Source organism: Thiomicrospira sp. S5 (genome assembly GCF_003991075.1).
In the GTDB taxonomy this organism is placed as follows: Bacteria; Pseudomonadota; Gammaproteobacteria; order Thiomicrospirales; family Thiomicrospiraceae; genus Hydrogenovibrio; species Hydrogenovibrio thermophilus.
Genome location: NZ_CP014470.1, coordinates 2,129,289 through 2,142,468, shown reverse-complemented (window position 1 = coordinate 2,142,468; position 13,180 = coordinate 2,129,289). Strand labels below are relative to the sequence as shown.

Genomic DNA, 13,180 nt, shown 5'->3' with positions numbered 1-13,180 from the left:
ATGGAAGTCTATCGCTATACAGGTGTCAACCGTTTCGGAAAACGGGTGCGAGGCGAGGTGCAAGCCTCGAATGAACAGGATTTGGAACAGCGTTTGCGCTCCGCTCAAATCGACTTGCTGTCTTTTCGTGTCAAGTCTCCCGGTTTGTTCAGTGGTTTCGGGCACCATAAAATTACTCGGCGTGACATCATTACCCTGACGACGCAGTTCAAACAATTACTCAAGGCCGGTGTGCCCTTGATGGAAATCATCGATGACCTGCGCAAATCCGATGACAGTGACGCGACGCGGGAAATGCTTTCGGCCGTCTATGAGTCAATGGAAGGCGGGCAAAGCTTTTCGCAAGCGTTGAAACCCTATGAAAACCGTTTGGGGGCCGTGTACATCGCTTTGGTTGCGGTAGGAGAAAAGACTGGCCAGATGGCGACGGTGTTGAGTCGTTTGGAAACCATGCTGAAATGGGAAGAAAGCCTGGCGGCCAAAACCAAAAAAGTCATGATTTATCCGTCGATTGTGGGGTTGGTGGTGCTGGCGGTTATTTTGATGATGATGCTGTTTGTGGTGCCGGAACTGGTGTCCTTTATTCGTGAAATGGGTGGCGAATTAAGTTTTGCAACTGAATCCCTGATTGCGGTATCGGGGTTTATGCAACATTATCTGCTGGAATTGGTACTGGTGCCGATGGTGGTCTGGCTGGGGGTGAAATGGTGGAAAAATCGTTCGCAGGCGTTTCGAATCCAAATGGATCGGTTGCTGTTCAAAATTCCCGTGATCGGCCCTGTGTTGTATAAGTTGAAAATTGCCCGTTTTGCCAGCACATTGGCGGTGATGCACAGTGCAGGCATCCATTTCGGTGAATCGTTAAAGTTGTCGGCTTCCGTGGTGGCTAATGCTTATCTGGAACGAAACATCGAACGTGCCATGCTGTTGATTGAAGAAGGAGAAACGATTTACCAGGCTTTTTCACTGGCTGAGGCGTTTCCGTCCATGGCCATTCGAATGGTCAAAGTCGGTGAACAAAGTGGCGGTATGGACGAAGCGCTGCGTCATGTCAGTGACTATTACGATGCCGAAGCCAAAGAGAGCATCGAACGGATTGAACCGGCGATTGAACCTTTGCTGACGGTGGTGATGGCTTTGGTGGTCGGTTGGGTCATGCTGGCGGTGCTTGGTCCGGTTTATGAAACCATTTCAAAGGTGCAATGATGCGATATAGCTTGTTTCTGCGGGATGAAGGGTTCGATGTCGTCGACTTAGAGGCGACAGAACGTGATCATCTGGCCACAGCGTCATTGACGTGGGAGCCGCAGGCCATTCGCGACTTGTTGGGTGAGTTTGAGCCGTCGCATGGCTTGGCACTGGTGTTGGATTTTTCCGACGAGTCTATGCATTATGAATGGGTTCCCAAGCTGTTTCCGTGGGAACGGCCGGCTTTGGAAAAGCGTCTGAAAAGCCGGTTTGAAAAAAGTGCCTTCGTACACGCTCACTGGCTGCCGGTATTTCAGAAAAATGCCGAAGGTCGAGAAGAACAACTGATTCTTTTGGCGAATGCCTCCCATTCACCCAAGCTCGATATGTTGCTTGGGTTAATCGAGGAGTTTGGGTTGGCCTTGCGGCAAGTGTATTCTTACACGTTTTTAATGGAAACCTGGTTCTTGAAGCGTTTGGCTCGTCGCATCGGTCTTAAAGGCAAACGCCTTAAGCAACCGTTTATTCTAACGGTGCGAGAGACCGAACGACGGTTCCGTCAGTTCGTGTTGATCGAATCACAGTTACGAATGACCCGGAACATTGAGCTGGACGATGTTTTGGATGAGGCGGAATGCTCCCGTGCGCTGGCGGATGAAACGCGTGCCACGTTGCGTTACCTCTACAACCAAAAACTGGTGCCTTTCAATCATGAAGTCGGGCAAGTGTATCTGGATGGTTACGGTCAGGCGGTGGCACCGGTAATGGGCGCGCTGCGCGCCAGCCTGGTGTCCACTAATTGGGACCGATCTCGACTGATTCTCAAAGGCGAATCACTCGGCGGCTTGGGACTTGCGCCGTCTGCGCCGGATGAAAAAAGGACGTTGATGTGTTTGGTGCAGTTTTTGAAAACCGCTGCGCCAGCCTCTTTTTATCGCAATGCCTATACAGAGCGGGTTGGGCGTTTATGGCAATGGAACCGGCTGGTATGGCTGTCATGGGCACTGGTGGCTTTGTTGGGAAGTTATGCTTTATTGCAAACGGCGATTGATTATTTCGTGTTGACGGATAAGGCCGAGCAGGTGATGGCGAAACAGCAGCAGTTTGAACAGGATAAGCAACGCCTGCAGAGCGTGATTCATTTGCAGTATGATGCCGAAGATATGAAAGCGACGGTCGAATTTTTCGACCAACTCAAGCGGGTGAAACAGCACGGTTCGGTTGGCCGGGAACTGGCTGCCTTGAGCCGTGTCGTGAACCGACATCCGGCGATTGAACTCACGGAAATACGTTGGAACCGTCACCCTATTTTGGATGAAGAGCGGGTTCAAGTGTGGTTATCCGGTTATGTGAAAGGCAACCAGCGCTATGAGGTGCTGTTGCAAAAAGCGGACGCATTTATGGCGGGCATTCGAGAGGATTCTCGCGTGGAGCAACTGAAATATGTCAATGAACCTTTGAATCGAAATGCAGCTCAGGCGCTTGCGGTGGAAGGTCGTCTGGAGCGTAAAACTCAGGAACTGCCGTTTAGCCTGACGTATCGCTTGAAAGTTTTCGAACCTTTGACACCGGCCCCGGCGGAGGAAACGCCATGAGATTCATCGAATCGAACGGGTTGCGCCGTTATTTGGCTTGGCCGCTGGGCGTTTTGGTGGCGACGCTGCTGTTAATCGGATTGGGGCGTTGGTTTCTTTTGGAACAAACCCATGCACTGCAAACCCATGTTCAGCAACAGGTCGCGCATTTGGATCGTTTGGTTCGGCAGGTCGAATTTCTGAAAAAACAAGCGCAATTGTTTCATGCTTACGGCGAAGCCTACTCTCAAATCAACCCCGAAGACCTGGTTGATCAGCAGGGGCGCGTTGCTTGGACCGATGCATTGTTGAACATTCAAAAGTCGTTGGCATTGAAACCATTTAAAATTCAATTCGAGCCGGAAAAAGTGTTGCGCCAAAATGACTTGAAATACATTCCGTTGGAAAAGCCGATTTTCTTCTTTACCCGATTGAACTTGTCGGCGGGCTTGCAATCGGACCGTGATATCCTGACGCTGTTTCAACGTATTTCAACCGACATTACGCCGTTTTTCTTGATTGAAGGGTGTGATTTGGATCGAGATGCCAATACGAAATCACCGGTTTTTAATTTGAATAAAGGCGGTATCCGTATGGCGTGTTCGCTGATTTTTTTTGAAGCCAAGCCGAGAGCGTTTGAAGGGAAGGCCTTATGAGACAGCTAAGCGGTTGGAAGGTATTATTAGGGCTATGTTTGACTGGGGCTGTTCAGGCAGTAGAGCCTAAGTTAGAAAGATTGTTTTATACCCCCGATCAACGGGCTCATATCGAACAGGCGCGTCAAGCGTATTTGAACCCGGAGGTTAAGCCGTCCCAACGCCCGTCGCCAGTTCAAAATGTGGTGACGCCGACGCAACGGAAACCGAAAGTGTCGGCGATTATTGTCTTGCCGGACGGGCAGCGGCAAGTGCGTGTGAACGGACGTTACCAATCTTTATCGGATAATCGAGTACAATTAGACGCACGAGGAAAAGTGGCGAAATCAAATGGCGTGGAGTGAATTTTTGGAAGTGTTGCAGGCAAACCCGTGGGCTTGGGGGCTGCTGGTCGTATCGATCGGACTGGCCGTGATGACTGTTCGTTTGAAACGACAACGCGATGCGGCACAGGAAAAACTGCCAGGCCTGGCCAGATTGGAGGAAGAAGCCGATGCGCTTCAAGCCCAAAATCAGCGGTTGCAGGCCGAAATGGTGGATTTGCAGGTGATGAAAGGTGAAGCCAATCAGCAACGCGAACAGGTGGCGCAATTACGCCAGGATTTAGGTGTGCAACAAGCGCAATATGAACAGCTTCAGCAACGTTATGCGCATGCGCAGTCGGAATTGTCGGGTCTCAAAAACCGTATGGAGGCGGAGCGGGAAAGTCATGCCGAAAAGCTGGCGTTATTGGAAAACGCCAAGCAAACGCTGATGCAGGAATTCAAGGTGTTGTCGAATGAAATCCTCGACCAAAAGCAACAGCAAATGCGCCAGCAAAGCAAAGAGACCATCGGCGGCTTGATTCAACCGGTACAAACCGCTTTGAACGAATTCAAGCAACGGATCGAAGCGGTGCACAAGGAAGACTTGGAAGGACGCGCTTCCTTAACCGAGCAGTTGCGACACTTATCGGAGTTGAATCGGTCGATGACTCAGGAAGCGCAAAATCTTACCAAAGCCCTAAAAGGCGACCAAAAAATGCAGGGCAATTGGGGCGAATTCATACTGAAAAAACTGTTGGAATCCAGCGGATTGCGGGAAGGGGTCGAATTTGAAACCGAAAAGAGTTTTACCGAGGAAAGCGGTCAACGGCTCCGTCCCGATGTGGTAATCAATCTGCCGGATAACAAGCACGTCATCATTGATTCCAAGGTCTCGTTGCTCAGCTACGAGGCGGCTTTGAACGCCGACGACGAGATTGAAAAACAAAAACACCTCAAAGCTCACTCGGCCAGCTTGACCAAACACATCCAAGCCTTGTCGGAAAAACGCTACGATCATTTGTCGTTACTGAACGCACCGGATTTTGTGTTGATGTTCATCCCGATTGAAGGCGCTTACATGATGGCGATTGAACAGAATCCGACCATCTTTGAAAACGCTTTCGACAAGCGGGTAGCGGTGGTCACGCCCACCACTTTGTTTACGACCTTGAAAACCATTGAGCAGTTGTGGCGTTATGAACGTCAATCGGAGCATACCGTGAAACTGATTCGCCGTGCGGCGGACGTGCATGATAAATTTGCCGGCTTCGTCGATACCTTCGAGAAAATCGGCAAACAATTGACGACGGTGCAAGGGTCTTATGACCAAGCCAGAAAGCAAATGATGAGCGGCAGCGGAAATTTAGTGCGGCAGGCTGAAATGTTGAAAGAGTTGGCCGGTAAAACCAAAAAAGAAATTCCTCAGCATTTATTGGATGAAGCGGAGGGGGCGCCGTTGCTTTCGGAAGAAACCGACAAGTCTTAATTGTTGTCGACTGTCTGTGTCAGTAACCGCTTGACAGCGTCAATCAGGGTCAATGGCTGAAACGGTTTGATGACCCAGGCCGAGACATGCAATGATTTGGCTTGTTCCTTGATGCAGGGGTCGGTCTCGGCCGTCAGCATCAATATCGGTGTATGCTCGTACTCCGCTTGTTCGCGCAGATATCTGACCAATTCCAGGCCGGTGTTCTCCGGCATCAAGTAATCAATGACGAATAAATCATAATGCGTCCGACGTGTGTGTTCCAATGCTTCCGACATGGAACTCGCCAAATCGACGGTCCAGTCCGGTTGCGTTTTAAAGGTGATTTTCAGCATGTTTCGGATGACATCGGCATCGTCGACAGCGAGTAGATGCGCCATGGCTTTTCTCGGTTGCAGTCCTTTTCACACCATTCTAGCAAACCCCTTGAAATATAAAGGAATTAATTTTGAGGCCTGGTCGGCAATAAATGCCTGAAAAAATTGAAAACTTTGCGGTTTTTGGTATATAATCCCGCTTTTCCAGTTTTCGGCTGGAAAATGCATGAGAAAAACAAAGTGCGGAAGCGCTTTAGTAGAAGAATTTGTTAGCAGGATTTCCTGTTATCGCCGATCAAGATAGGAGTAATCAAATGGTCGTAATTCGTTTAGCCCGTGGTGGCGCCAAAAAGAACCCTTATTACCGTGTGATGGTTGCGGATCAACGTAAATCCACTACCGGGCGTTTCATTGAACAAGTTGGTTTCTATAACCCAACGGCTCGTGGCCAAGAAGAAAAGCTTCGTCTTGATTCGGCGCGTATCGAACACTGGGTGAACCAAGGTGCTCAAATGAGCCCTCGCGTTAAGAGCTTGGTTGAAGACGCTGCTAAATAATCCTTGTTGATACATTAGGTGTCGAATGTCTTCTTCGCAAGACGAACATATCATTCTCGGCCAGATTAATGGCATTTACGGTGTTCAGGGATGGGTCAAAATTTTTTCCCATACCGAACCCCGCGAGAATATTTTGAATTACTCACCCTGGCTGGTGCGAGTCAAGGGCGAATGGCGAACCATGTCGTTGCAAGACGGCCGTTCGCAAGCCGGTGGCAAATCCATTATCGCGAAACTCGACGGTGTCGATGATCGTGATGTGGCCCGTGAATACATGGGCTGTGATATCGCCATTACTCCGGATCAGTTACCGGACACCGATGACGGCTATTATTGGCGTCATCTGATTGGCTGTGAAGTCAGCAATCTGCAAGGTGAGGTGCTGGGGCAGGTTTCGGAAATCGTCGAAACCGGCGCGCATGATGTGTTGCGTGTGACGCAAACTCTGCCGGGCGGTGAGACGCGGACAACGTTGATTCCATTTGTCATGGACACTTTTATCCTGGCGGTCGATGTCGACACCAAGCGGATTCAGGTGGACTGGCAAGCGGACGATGAAGATTCCGACACGTGACGATGCGATTCGACGTCGTCACCTTGTTTCCGGAAATGTTTTCGGCGTTGCTGGAATCCGGCGTTTCTCGACGGGCTTATCAAGACGGTCTGTATGGGTTTCAAACTTGGAACCCTCGAGTCTATACACAGGATAAGCACAAGACGGTCGATGATCGCCCTTATGGTGGCGGGCCGGGCATGGTGATGATGTATCCGCCGTTGAAAAAAACGGTCGATGCCATTGCTGAAGCCAATGACGAAAAGCCGCATGTGGTGTATTTGTCCCCCCAGGGAGCGCCTCTGACGCAGCAAAAGCTGGCGGCGCTAAGCCGAAAGCCGGCATTGACCTTAGTTTGCGGACGATACGAAGGCATTGACGAACGGTTTATCGAGACTTGTGTCGATGAGGAAATTTCCGTTGGGGATTTCGTCGTCAGCGGCGGCGAATTGCCGGCCATGATGTTGATGGACGGTTTGATTCGTTTGATTCCGGGCGCTTTAGGGCACGAGCAATCGGCCGAGCAGGATTCATTTTCGGACGGTTTATTGGATTGCCCGCATTATACGCGCCCGGTTGAAGTAGATGGATTAGCCGTTCCGGATGTTCTGCAAGAAGGGCATCATGCGAAGATCGACGCCTGGCGTCACGAACAAAAGCTTGCCAGGACCAAGCAAAAACGTCCTGACCTATACACGGCTTATTTGGCTCGGCAGCAAAAGACCGAATCCTAGCCGTGTTTGACAATTCGGATTCAACCTCTGGCAGCTTCGTCTGTGAATGTTGGATAAAATACATTTCATCCTAAGGGATGAGCTAATTTGGAGTGCTTAAAGATGAGCGATATCATCAAGCGTATTGAAGCGGAGCAAATGACAAAGGAATTGCCTGAGTTTGGTCCGGGGGACACAGTGATTGTCCAAGTAAAAGTTAAAGAAGGGAATAACGAGCGTCTGCAGGCGTATGAAGGGGTTGTGATTTCCAAGCGCAACCGTGGTTTGAACTCTTCTTTCATCGTCCGTAAGATTTCTCACGGTGTGGGTGTTGAGCGTACGTTCCAAACTTACAGCCCATTGGTTGATTCGGTTGAAGTCAAGCGTCGTGGTGACGTAAGACGTGCGAAATTGTACTATCTTCGTGATCGTTCCGGTAAGTCGGCACGTATCAAAGAGAAGGTTAAGTAATTTCTCGATTCAAAGCCCTCTTCGCGAGGGCTTTTTTGTTTTCCGCTCCAGTATTTTTTCACATTTCCATCGGCATGACTGTGCTATCGTTATTTCATGTCATCGAACCTGCCAACCGATATTACTAACTTCATCCAATTTCTGCGTTTAAACGAGGGTTTGAGCGATAATACGCTACAAGCTTATCAACGGGATCTCAAGAAATTTTGGGCCTATGTCGAACCGACTGCGTTGACGCAAATCGAACGGGATCGGGTTGAGGATTTTCTGTACCAATGGCACGAAAATCAAGGCAGTGCCCGGAGTATCGCCCGATGTTTGTCGACTTTGAAACGTTTTTATCAGTTCATGGTGTCGAATCAGCGCATGGCGACCGATCCGGCTGGTGCCGTGAAAGCGCCAAAGTTGATGAAAAAAATTCCCCGGGTCATTTCGGAACAGCAAGTGGAAGCCTTGTTGAATGCACCTGACGAAACCACGCCGCTGGGGCAGCGGGATAGAGCAATTTTAGAGTTGATGTATGCGTCGGGATTGCGGGTGTCGGAAGTAGTCAATTTACCGTATGAGCAAATCAACCTGTCGGCCGGTCTGGTGCAGGTGACCGGGAAAGGCAAAAAAGAGCGGATCGTTCCGATTGGGCAGTTAGCGATTGAAGCGGTGGCGGATTACTTAAAATCCGCCAGGCCTGCGTTGTTAAAAGACAATCGCTGGGTGCCGACGCTGTTTGTGTCACGCCTCGGACGACCGATGACGCGGCAAACCTTGTGGCACCGTATCAAGAATTTGGCGTTCGAAGCCGGTATTCAAGGGGATTTGTCTCCACATGGATTGCGACATGCTTTTGCGACCCATCTGATTAATCATGGCGCCGATTTGCGCACGGTTCAGTTGCTGTTGGGGCATTCCGACTTGTCGACCACTCAGATTTATACGCACGTTGCGAAGGCTCGTATGCAGAAGATTCATCAGACACACCATCCTAGAGGTTAATTGAGATGGCGGTGGTGTTGTGATCAGTAAAGCTAAACATATTGAAAATGAAACGATAGGACAAAACATGAAAATGGGATTATCCACATTCAAACCCTGGTCAATTGGTATGGCGTTGTTGGCGTGTTCCAGTTGGGCATTGGCCGATGAAGCCGTCATTCAAAAAAAATTGCAGCAATTGATTCCGGGTGCGCCGCCGGCGAACATCCAGGAAAGCCAGATTCCCGGTTTATATCAAGTGTCGATCGGGCCGAAAATCGTTTACATGAGTGCCGACGGACACTACCTGGTCTCCGGCAGTATTGTGGATTTGAATACTCGTGAAAATCTGACTGAAACCGCCAAGAACCAAGCGCGTAAAACCGAATTGGAGAAGCTCTCGGTCGACAGTATGATTGTGTACCCGGCGAAAGGGTCGACCAAGCGGACCATTACGGTATTTTCCGACATCGATTGCCCATATTGCCGCAAGCTGCACAAAGAGATTCCAGCACTGAATGAGGCTGGCATCGAAGTGCGTTACATGGCTTATCCGCGTGCCGGAGTCGGCTCGCCGGCTTACCAGAAAGCGGTGTCCGTATGGTGCAGTGATGACAGTCGTCAAGCGATGGATCAGGCGATGGAGAATGGTCAAGTGAGTCCCAAAACGTGCCAGAATCCGGTTCAGAAGCACATGATGGAAGCTGAGGCCTTCGGTGTCAGCGGTACGCCGAACATTGTGTTTGATTCCGGCGAAATGATTCCGGGCTATGCACCGGCCAATGAACTGATTAAGATGTTGGTGAAAAGCTGAGAGAGCTGAATAATTTCAGAAAAAAATTGTACTTAGATGAAAAATAAAAAAGGGGTTGATCGCCCCTTTTTTATTCTTTGATGTTCAGCTCCGGTGCCCGGTAGCTGTATGGATTGGGGCGAGACGCCAACTCTTGAGTGACGGTTTCCAAATCCTGCACTTTCTTCTGGATATGATCCTGCTGGGATTTCAGTTCCGTGACCTGTTTGCTGAGTTGTTTCAAACTGCTGTCGATGTTTTTCAGCGCACCTGTGTCTGAAGTCCCTTTCGTTTTGGAGGAGGAGACTTTCATTTGTGCGTCCAGAGTGGCTTGGATTTTTTTCAACAGTTTGCGCTGTTCGCTGACCGACCAGGAAATGCCGTTCAGCTTTTTCACTTGCGATTCGGTCAGGCCCATAGACGTCACTTCGACCGGTGCCACAGCGGATTGTGTGGTTTTGTGCAAAGTCGAAGCCTCGATTTTGGCTTGCACGTCCTGAATCTTCTGTAACAACGCTTGGATGCCCGCATATTGTTGGGCACGTTCGTCGGCATAGTGTTTCAGGTCTTTTTGAACCGCTTCGATCATTGCACCGGAAGCTGGTGTGACGGATTCGCTGACAGCTTTTGGCTCCGTCGTGGCGGTTTGGGTTTCTTGGCTGACTTCGTTTGTCACACTTTCTTGAGTGGCTTCGGCTTCCGGCTTCATATCAGCGTTGGTCGGAGCTTCCGGTGCCGGTTTTGAAGCGGAAATGCTCGCGCCATCGGTTCTCGGAATGTTCAGTCGTTGAATGTCTGCCGCCAAAGCTTCAATCAATGAGGATAACTGGTCCACTTTCAGGTTGAGGTTCTTATTGAACAGAGTGTTTTCCGTGGTGATGATGTCAAGTACATCCCCTTTTAGAGCGTCATGTTTTTTGCTGAGGCTGTAATACAGCCAGCTCATAATACCAACGGAAATCACGCTGACGGCAATCGACACCGACATCATGATGGTAATGGCATTTTTTGCCGTTTTCAGGTCATTCGATGCTGCACGCAGGGATTGTCGCCAAGCGACATTCGAATCCGATAGTTCGATGATTTGCGCTTTTTGTTCGTGGGAAATTTTAATGGCGGCTTCGGCCGCGGACTGGCTTTGTTCGGCGGCCAACTGAGCCGTCTTGGCGGCTTCCAATGACAATGCGGCGGCATCCAGATGGTCGGCCTCACCGGAGGCTTCCAGCGCCTTGTTTTTTTCGGAGGCTTTTTCCACTTCTTCCTGCATTTCGGCCGAAGCGTTTTCCAATTGCTCCAATTCGTCTAGTAGATCGTCCGTATCACTCATAGTGGATTGCCTTTATTTTTTCCCCAGTGCGTCGATACGACTTTTCAGGGACTCATTTGTTTGTCTTAATTCGGTATTCTTGCTGCGAATTTCCGCCAGTTGAGCCAGTAGCTCATCATTTGAAACCGGTGCGCTCAGTTCGGACAGCTCGATTTCATACCCGGCGTTTTTCGCGGCTTCAAAGGCACGTTCCGTCGCTTGGAAGGTGGCTTCAATGGCTTTTTGTGCTTTATCGGCCGACGCCTGGGCTTTTTTAGAGACTTCCAGCGCCAATCGGGTGGCTTCATGTGCGGTTTCCGCGACTTCCGAACTGATTTGTTTCACTTCGTCGTCGATGGCGATGGCTTCTTCCATACTATCGATGCTGTCCGCGGCTTGCTCAATTAATGAAGTGTCGTCAGAGGCTTCGGCCGACCCGGTTGTCGAGACGGCTTCAGGTTCTGGGGTCTCATCATTCATGGCATCGGTTTCATCCATATAAGGTTCGATTGCGCCTGCCATTTCCATAGGGGATTCCATTTCCGGCGTGGTATCCTCTTCAAGAGAGGTCTCTTCCGTCGCAGTGTCTTCGATATCCGGCAATTCGCTGTCCAGTTCAGATGTCGGTTCGGCCTCCGTTTCCTCCGGTTCGGTTGGTGTGTCGGTTGCATCGAGTGCTTCCTCGGCAACAGTGGCTTCCGGTTCGTCCGTTAGTTCTGGTAGGGCTTCATCCGTCGCGGTGTCATCGGTTGGCAGACTGTCGTCTGTGTCCAAGGCATCCAATATTTCATTGTCACCCGTATCACCTTCTGTTTCAGCGTTTTCTTCCGGTAGCTCCAATGATTCGATGGCCTTGTCTTGGAAGTCATTTTCCAGTTCAGCCATTTCATTCGCCATGGCGTCAATGTCGTCTATCGCATCATCGGTTTCCGGAAGGTCGCTATCCGGCGCTTCTGCAGAGGACGCTTCGGTTTCAAAGGCGGTCGTCTCTTCGTCCTGAGTTTCCATTTCCGAGTCCATGTCGTGCACCACTTCATCCATCATTTCATCTGAAGGTTCCAGTGGGGTTTCCAGCGCTTCGGAAACGTCGTCTTCTAGCGTGTCGGAAGTGTTTTCGACTTCCGCCAATAGCTCGTCCACGGTCTGGGCTTCGTCTTCAGTGAACGGCAGGTCTTCGCCCGAGTCGATATCGGTAGCCATTGTCGTGGTTTCCGCTTCAGGGGTTGGGGTTTCTGGAGGTGGTTCCGGCGTATCTTCCGACAATTCCGGTTCAACGTCGGTTTCCGCCAGTTGATCCAGAGCATCCAGCAAGTCGTCAGCATCCGATTCGCTCGCCGGTGCATCGCCGGCTTCGGCAATGGATTCTTCGCCCATCATTTTCAGCATTTCCTGGGTTGCTAAATCGTCTTTTTCCATATCCGCGGTCATGATTGAATACCTTTTAAATGCGTTCAGCTATCTTAGCGCAACAAGGCCGGTTTTGGATACCGGACGCTTATTGCGGATATTTTGTGTAACGAAAAGCATGTTATGTGCCAGTTATAAAGGATGTGAGTTCTTCCAGGTGTTCAAATGCTAGTTTTTGACCGCCGGTCGGGTGGGTAAAGGAAAGGAAATAGGCATGCAACAATAAACGCTGACCCATCTTTAAGCTGTGCGTATCGGCATAAAGATTATCGCCCAGAATCGGGTGACCGAGCATTTTCATGTGTAAGCGAAGTTGATGGGAACGACCGGTGATGGGGGTGAGTTGCATGAGCGAGAGGCCGTTGCCTAGGTGTTCCGCTTGCCAAAGGGTTGTGGCCGCTTTGCCTTGCCGAAAATCGATCATTTGCAAAGGTCGCTTTTCCCAGTCGCAGCGCATGGGCAGCCGAATCCGTCCTTCGGGTTGACTGGGGTGTCCGTAACAAATGGCTTGGTAGCGTTTTTCGGTTAGTCGATCCTGGAATTGAATGCTGAGGTGGCGGTGTGCGGCTTTGTTTTTAGCCAGAACCATTAGACCGGAGGTATCCATGTCCAGGCGATGGACGATGAGTGCCGAAGGGCAATGGGTATGTACTTGTGCCAGCAGGTTATGGTCGGGATGGACGTTACGACCCGGCACCGACAGTAATCCGGAGGGTTTGTTGACGACCAGAAGGGCGTCGTCTTCGTAAATCACCCAAGCCGGGTCGAAAGGAATATGGGGAATGTCGGTTCGATAGGCTGTGGTCATGGTATTGGTGAGTACGAAGGTGAATGGAAGCGGAAACTGTCCAATGGATACGTTAAAATAATGGCCTTTATTGTAAA

Annotated in this window: 15 protein-coding genes; 11 read left to right on the top strand and 4 right to left on the bottom strand. The window is 50.2% G+C overall.

What is annotated here, in order from left to right:
* The 5 genes from AYJ59_RS09950 to rmuC all read left to right on the top strand — a co-directional run bounded on the left by AYJ59_RS09950 (window position 1) and on the right by rmuC (window position 5,209).
* A complete protein-coding gene (locus AYJ59_RS09950; RefSeq protein WP_127120001.1) occupies window positions 1-1,206 on the top strand; it encodes a type II secretion system F family protein in 1,206 nt (401 codons plus the stop codon).
* Window positions 1,203-2,783, top strand: coding sequence for a hypothetical protein (locus AYJ59_RS09945; RefSeq protein WP_127120000.1), 1,581 nt, complete (start codon window positions 1,203-1,205; stop codon window positions 2,781-2,783). The genes AYJ59_RS09950 and AYJ59_RS09945 overlap by 4 nt, the downstream gene beginning before the upstream one ends.
* A complete protein-coding gene (locus AYJ59_RS09940; RefSeq protein ID WP_029937516.1) occupies window positions 2,780-3,418 on the top strand; it encodes a hypothetical protein in 639 nt (212 codons plus the stop codon). Before AYJ59_RS09945 ends, AYJ59_RS09940 begins: the two co-directional genes overlap by 4 nt.
* 80 nt (window positions 3,419-3,498) lie before the next feature.
* Window positions 3,499-3,762, top strand: coding sequence for a hypothetical protein (locus AYJ59_RS09935; RefSeq protein ID WP_029937517.1), 264 nt, complete (start codon window positions 3,499-3,501; stop codon window positions 3,760-3,762).
* Window positions 3,749-5,209 (top strand): DNA recombination protein RmuC, encoded by a 1,461-nt coding sequence (gene rmuC / locus AYJ59_RS09930; protein WP_029937518.1) that lies wholly within the window; start codon window positions 3,749-3,751, stop codon window positions 5,207-5,209. The genes AYJ59_RS09935 and rmuC overlap by 14 nt, the downstream gene beginning before the upstream one ends.
* On the opposite strand, the gene AYJ59_RS09925 is transcribed toward rmuC, so the two are convergent.
* On the bottom strand, window positions 5,206-5,589 hold the full coding sequence (locus AYJ59_RS09925) for a response regulator (protein ID WP_029937519.1): 384 nt from the start codon (window positions 5,587-5,589) through the stop codon (window positions 5,206-5,208). The genes rmuC and AYJ59_RS09925 overlap by 4 nt on opposite strands.
* A 251-nt stretch (window positions 5,590-5,840) precedes the next feature.
* Here AYJ59_RS09925 and rpsP point away from each other — a divergent pair, with 251 nt between their 5' ends.
* The 6 genes from rpsP to AYJ59_RS09895 all read left to right on the top strand — a co-directional run bounded on the left by rpsP (window position 5,841) and on the right by AYJ59_RS09895 (window position 9,603).
* Window positions 5,841-6,083, top strand: a complete 243-nt coding sequence (gene rpsP, locus AYJ59_RS09920; protein WP_029937520.1) for a 30S ribosomal protein S16 — start codon at window positions 5,841-5,843, stop codon at window positions 6,081-6,083.
* A gap of 25 nt (window positions 6,084-6,108) precedes the next feature.
* Complete coding sequence (rimM, locus tag AYJ59_RS09915; protein WP_029937521.1) at window positions 6,109-6,657, top strand: ribosome maturation factor RimM; 549 nt, start codon at window positions 6,109-6,111, stop codon at window positions 6,655-6,657.
* 2 nt (window positions 6,658-6,659) lie between these two features.
* Window positions 6,660-7,370, top strand: a complete 711-nt coding sequence (gene trmD, locus AYJ59_RS09910; protein WP_029937522.1) for a tRNA (guanosine(37)-N1)-methyltransferase TrmD — start codon at window positions 6,660-6,662, stop codon at window positions 7,368-7,370.
* A gap of 102 nt (window positions 7,371-7,472) precedes the next feature.
* Window positions 7,473-7,820: a 50S ribosomal protein L19 gene (gene rplS, locus AYJ59_RS09905; RefSeq protein ID WP_029937523.1), complete on the top strand. Its 348-nt coding sequence runs from the start codon at window positions 7,473-7,475 to the stop codon at window positions 7,818-7,820.
* 96 nt (window positions 7,821-7,916) lie between these two features.
* Window positions 7,917-8,810 carry a site-specific tyrosine recombinase XerD gene (xerD, locus tag AYJ59_RS09900; protein WP_029937524.1) on the top strand — a complete coding sequence of 298 codons (894 nt, stop codon included), beginning with the start codon at window positions 7,917-7,919 and terminating at the stop codon, window positions 8,808-8,810.
* 67 nt (window positions 8,811-8,877) lie between these two features.
* Window positions 8,878-9,603, top strand: a complete 726-nt coding sequence (locus AYJ59_RS09895; RefSeq protein ID WP_029937525.1) for a DsbC family protein — start codon at window positions 8,878-8,880, stop codon at window positions 9,601-9,603.
* A 70-nt stretch (window positions 9,604-9,673) separates the two neighbouring features.
* Here AYJ59_RS09895 and AYJ59_RS09890 read toward each other — a convergent pair whose 3' ends face one another.
* From AYJ59_RS09890 to AYJ59_RS09880, 3 genes are all read right to left on the bottom strand, one after another.
* A complete protein-coding gene (locus AYJ59_RS09890) occupies window positions 9,674-10,909 on the bottom strand; it encodes a hypothetical protein (protein WP_029937526.1) in 1,236 nt (411 codons plus the stop codon).
* A 12-nt stretch (window positions 10,910-10,921) separates the two neighbouring features.
* Complete coding sequence (locus AYJ59_RS09885) at window positions 10,922-12,316, bottom strand: hypothetical protein (RefSeq protein WP_127119999.1); 1,395 nt, start codon at window positions 12,314-12,316, stop codon at window positions 10,922-10,924.
* A 100-nt stretch (window positions 12,317-12,416) separates the two neighbouring features.
* Entirely contained in the window at window positions 12,417-13,103 is a 687-nt protein-coding gene (locus AYJ59_RS09880; RefSeq protein WP_127119998.1) for an RluA family pseudouridine synthase, read from the bottom strand.
* Between the last annotated feature and the right edge of the window lie 77 nt (window positions 13,104-13,180).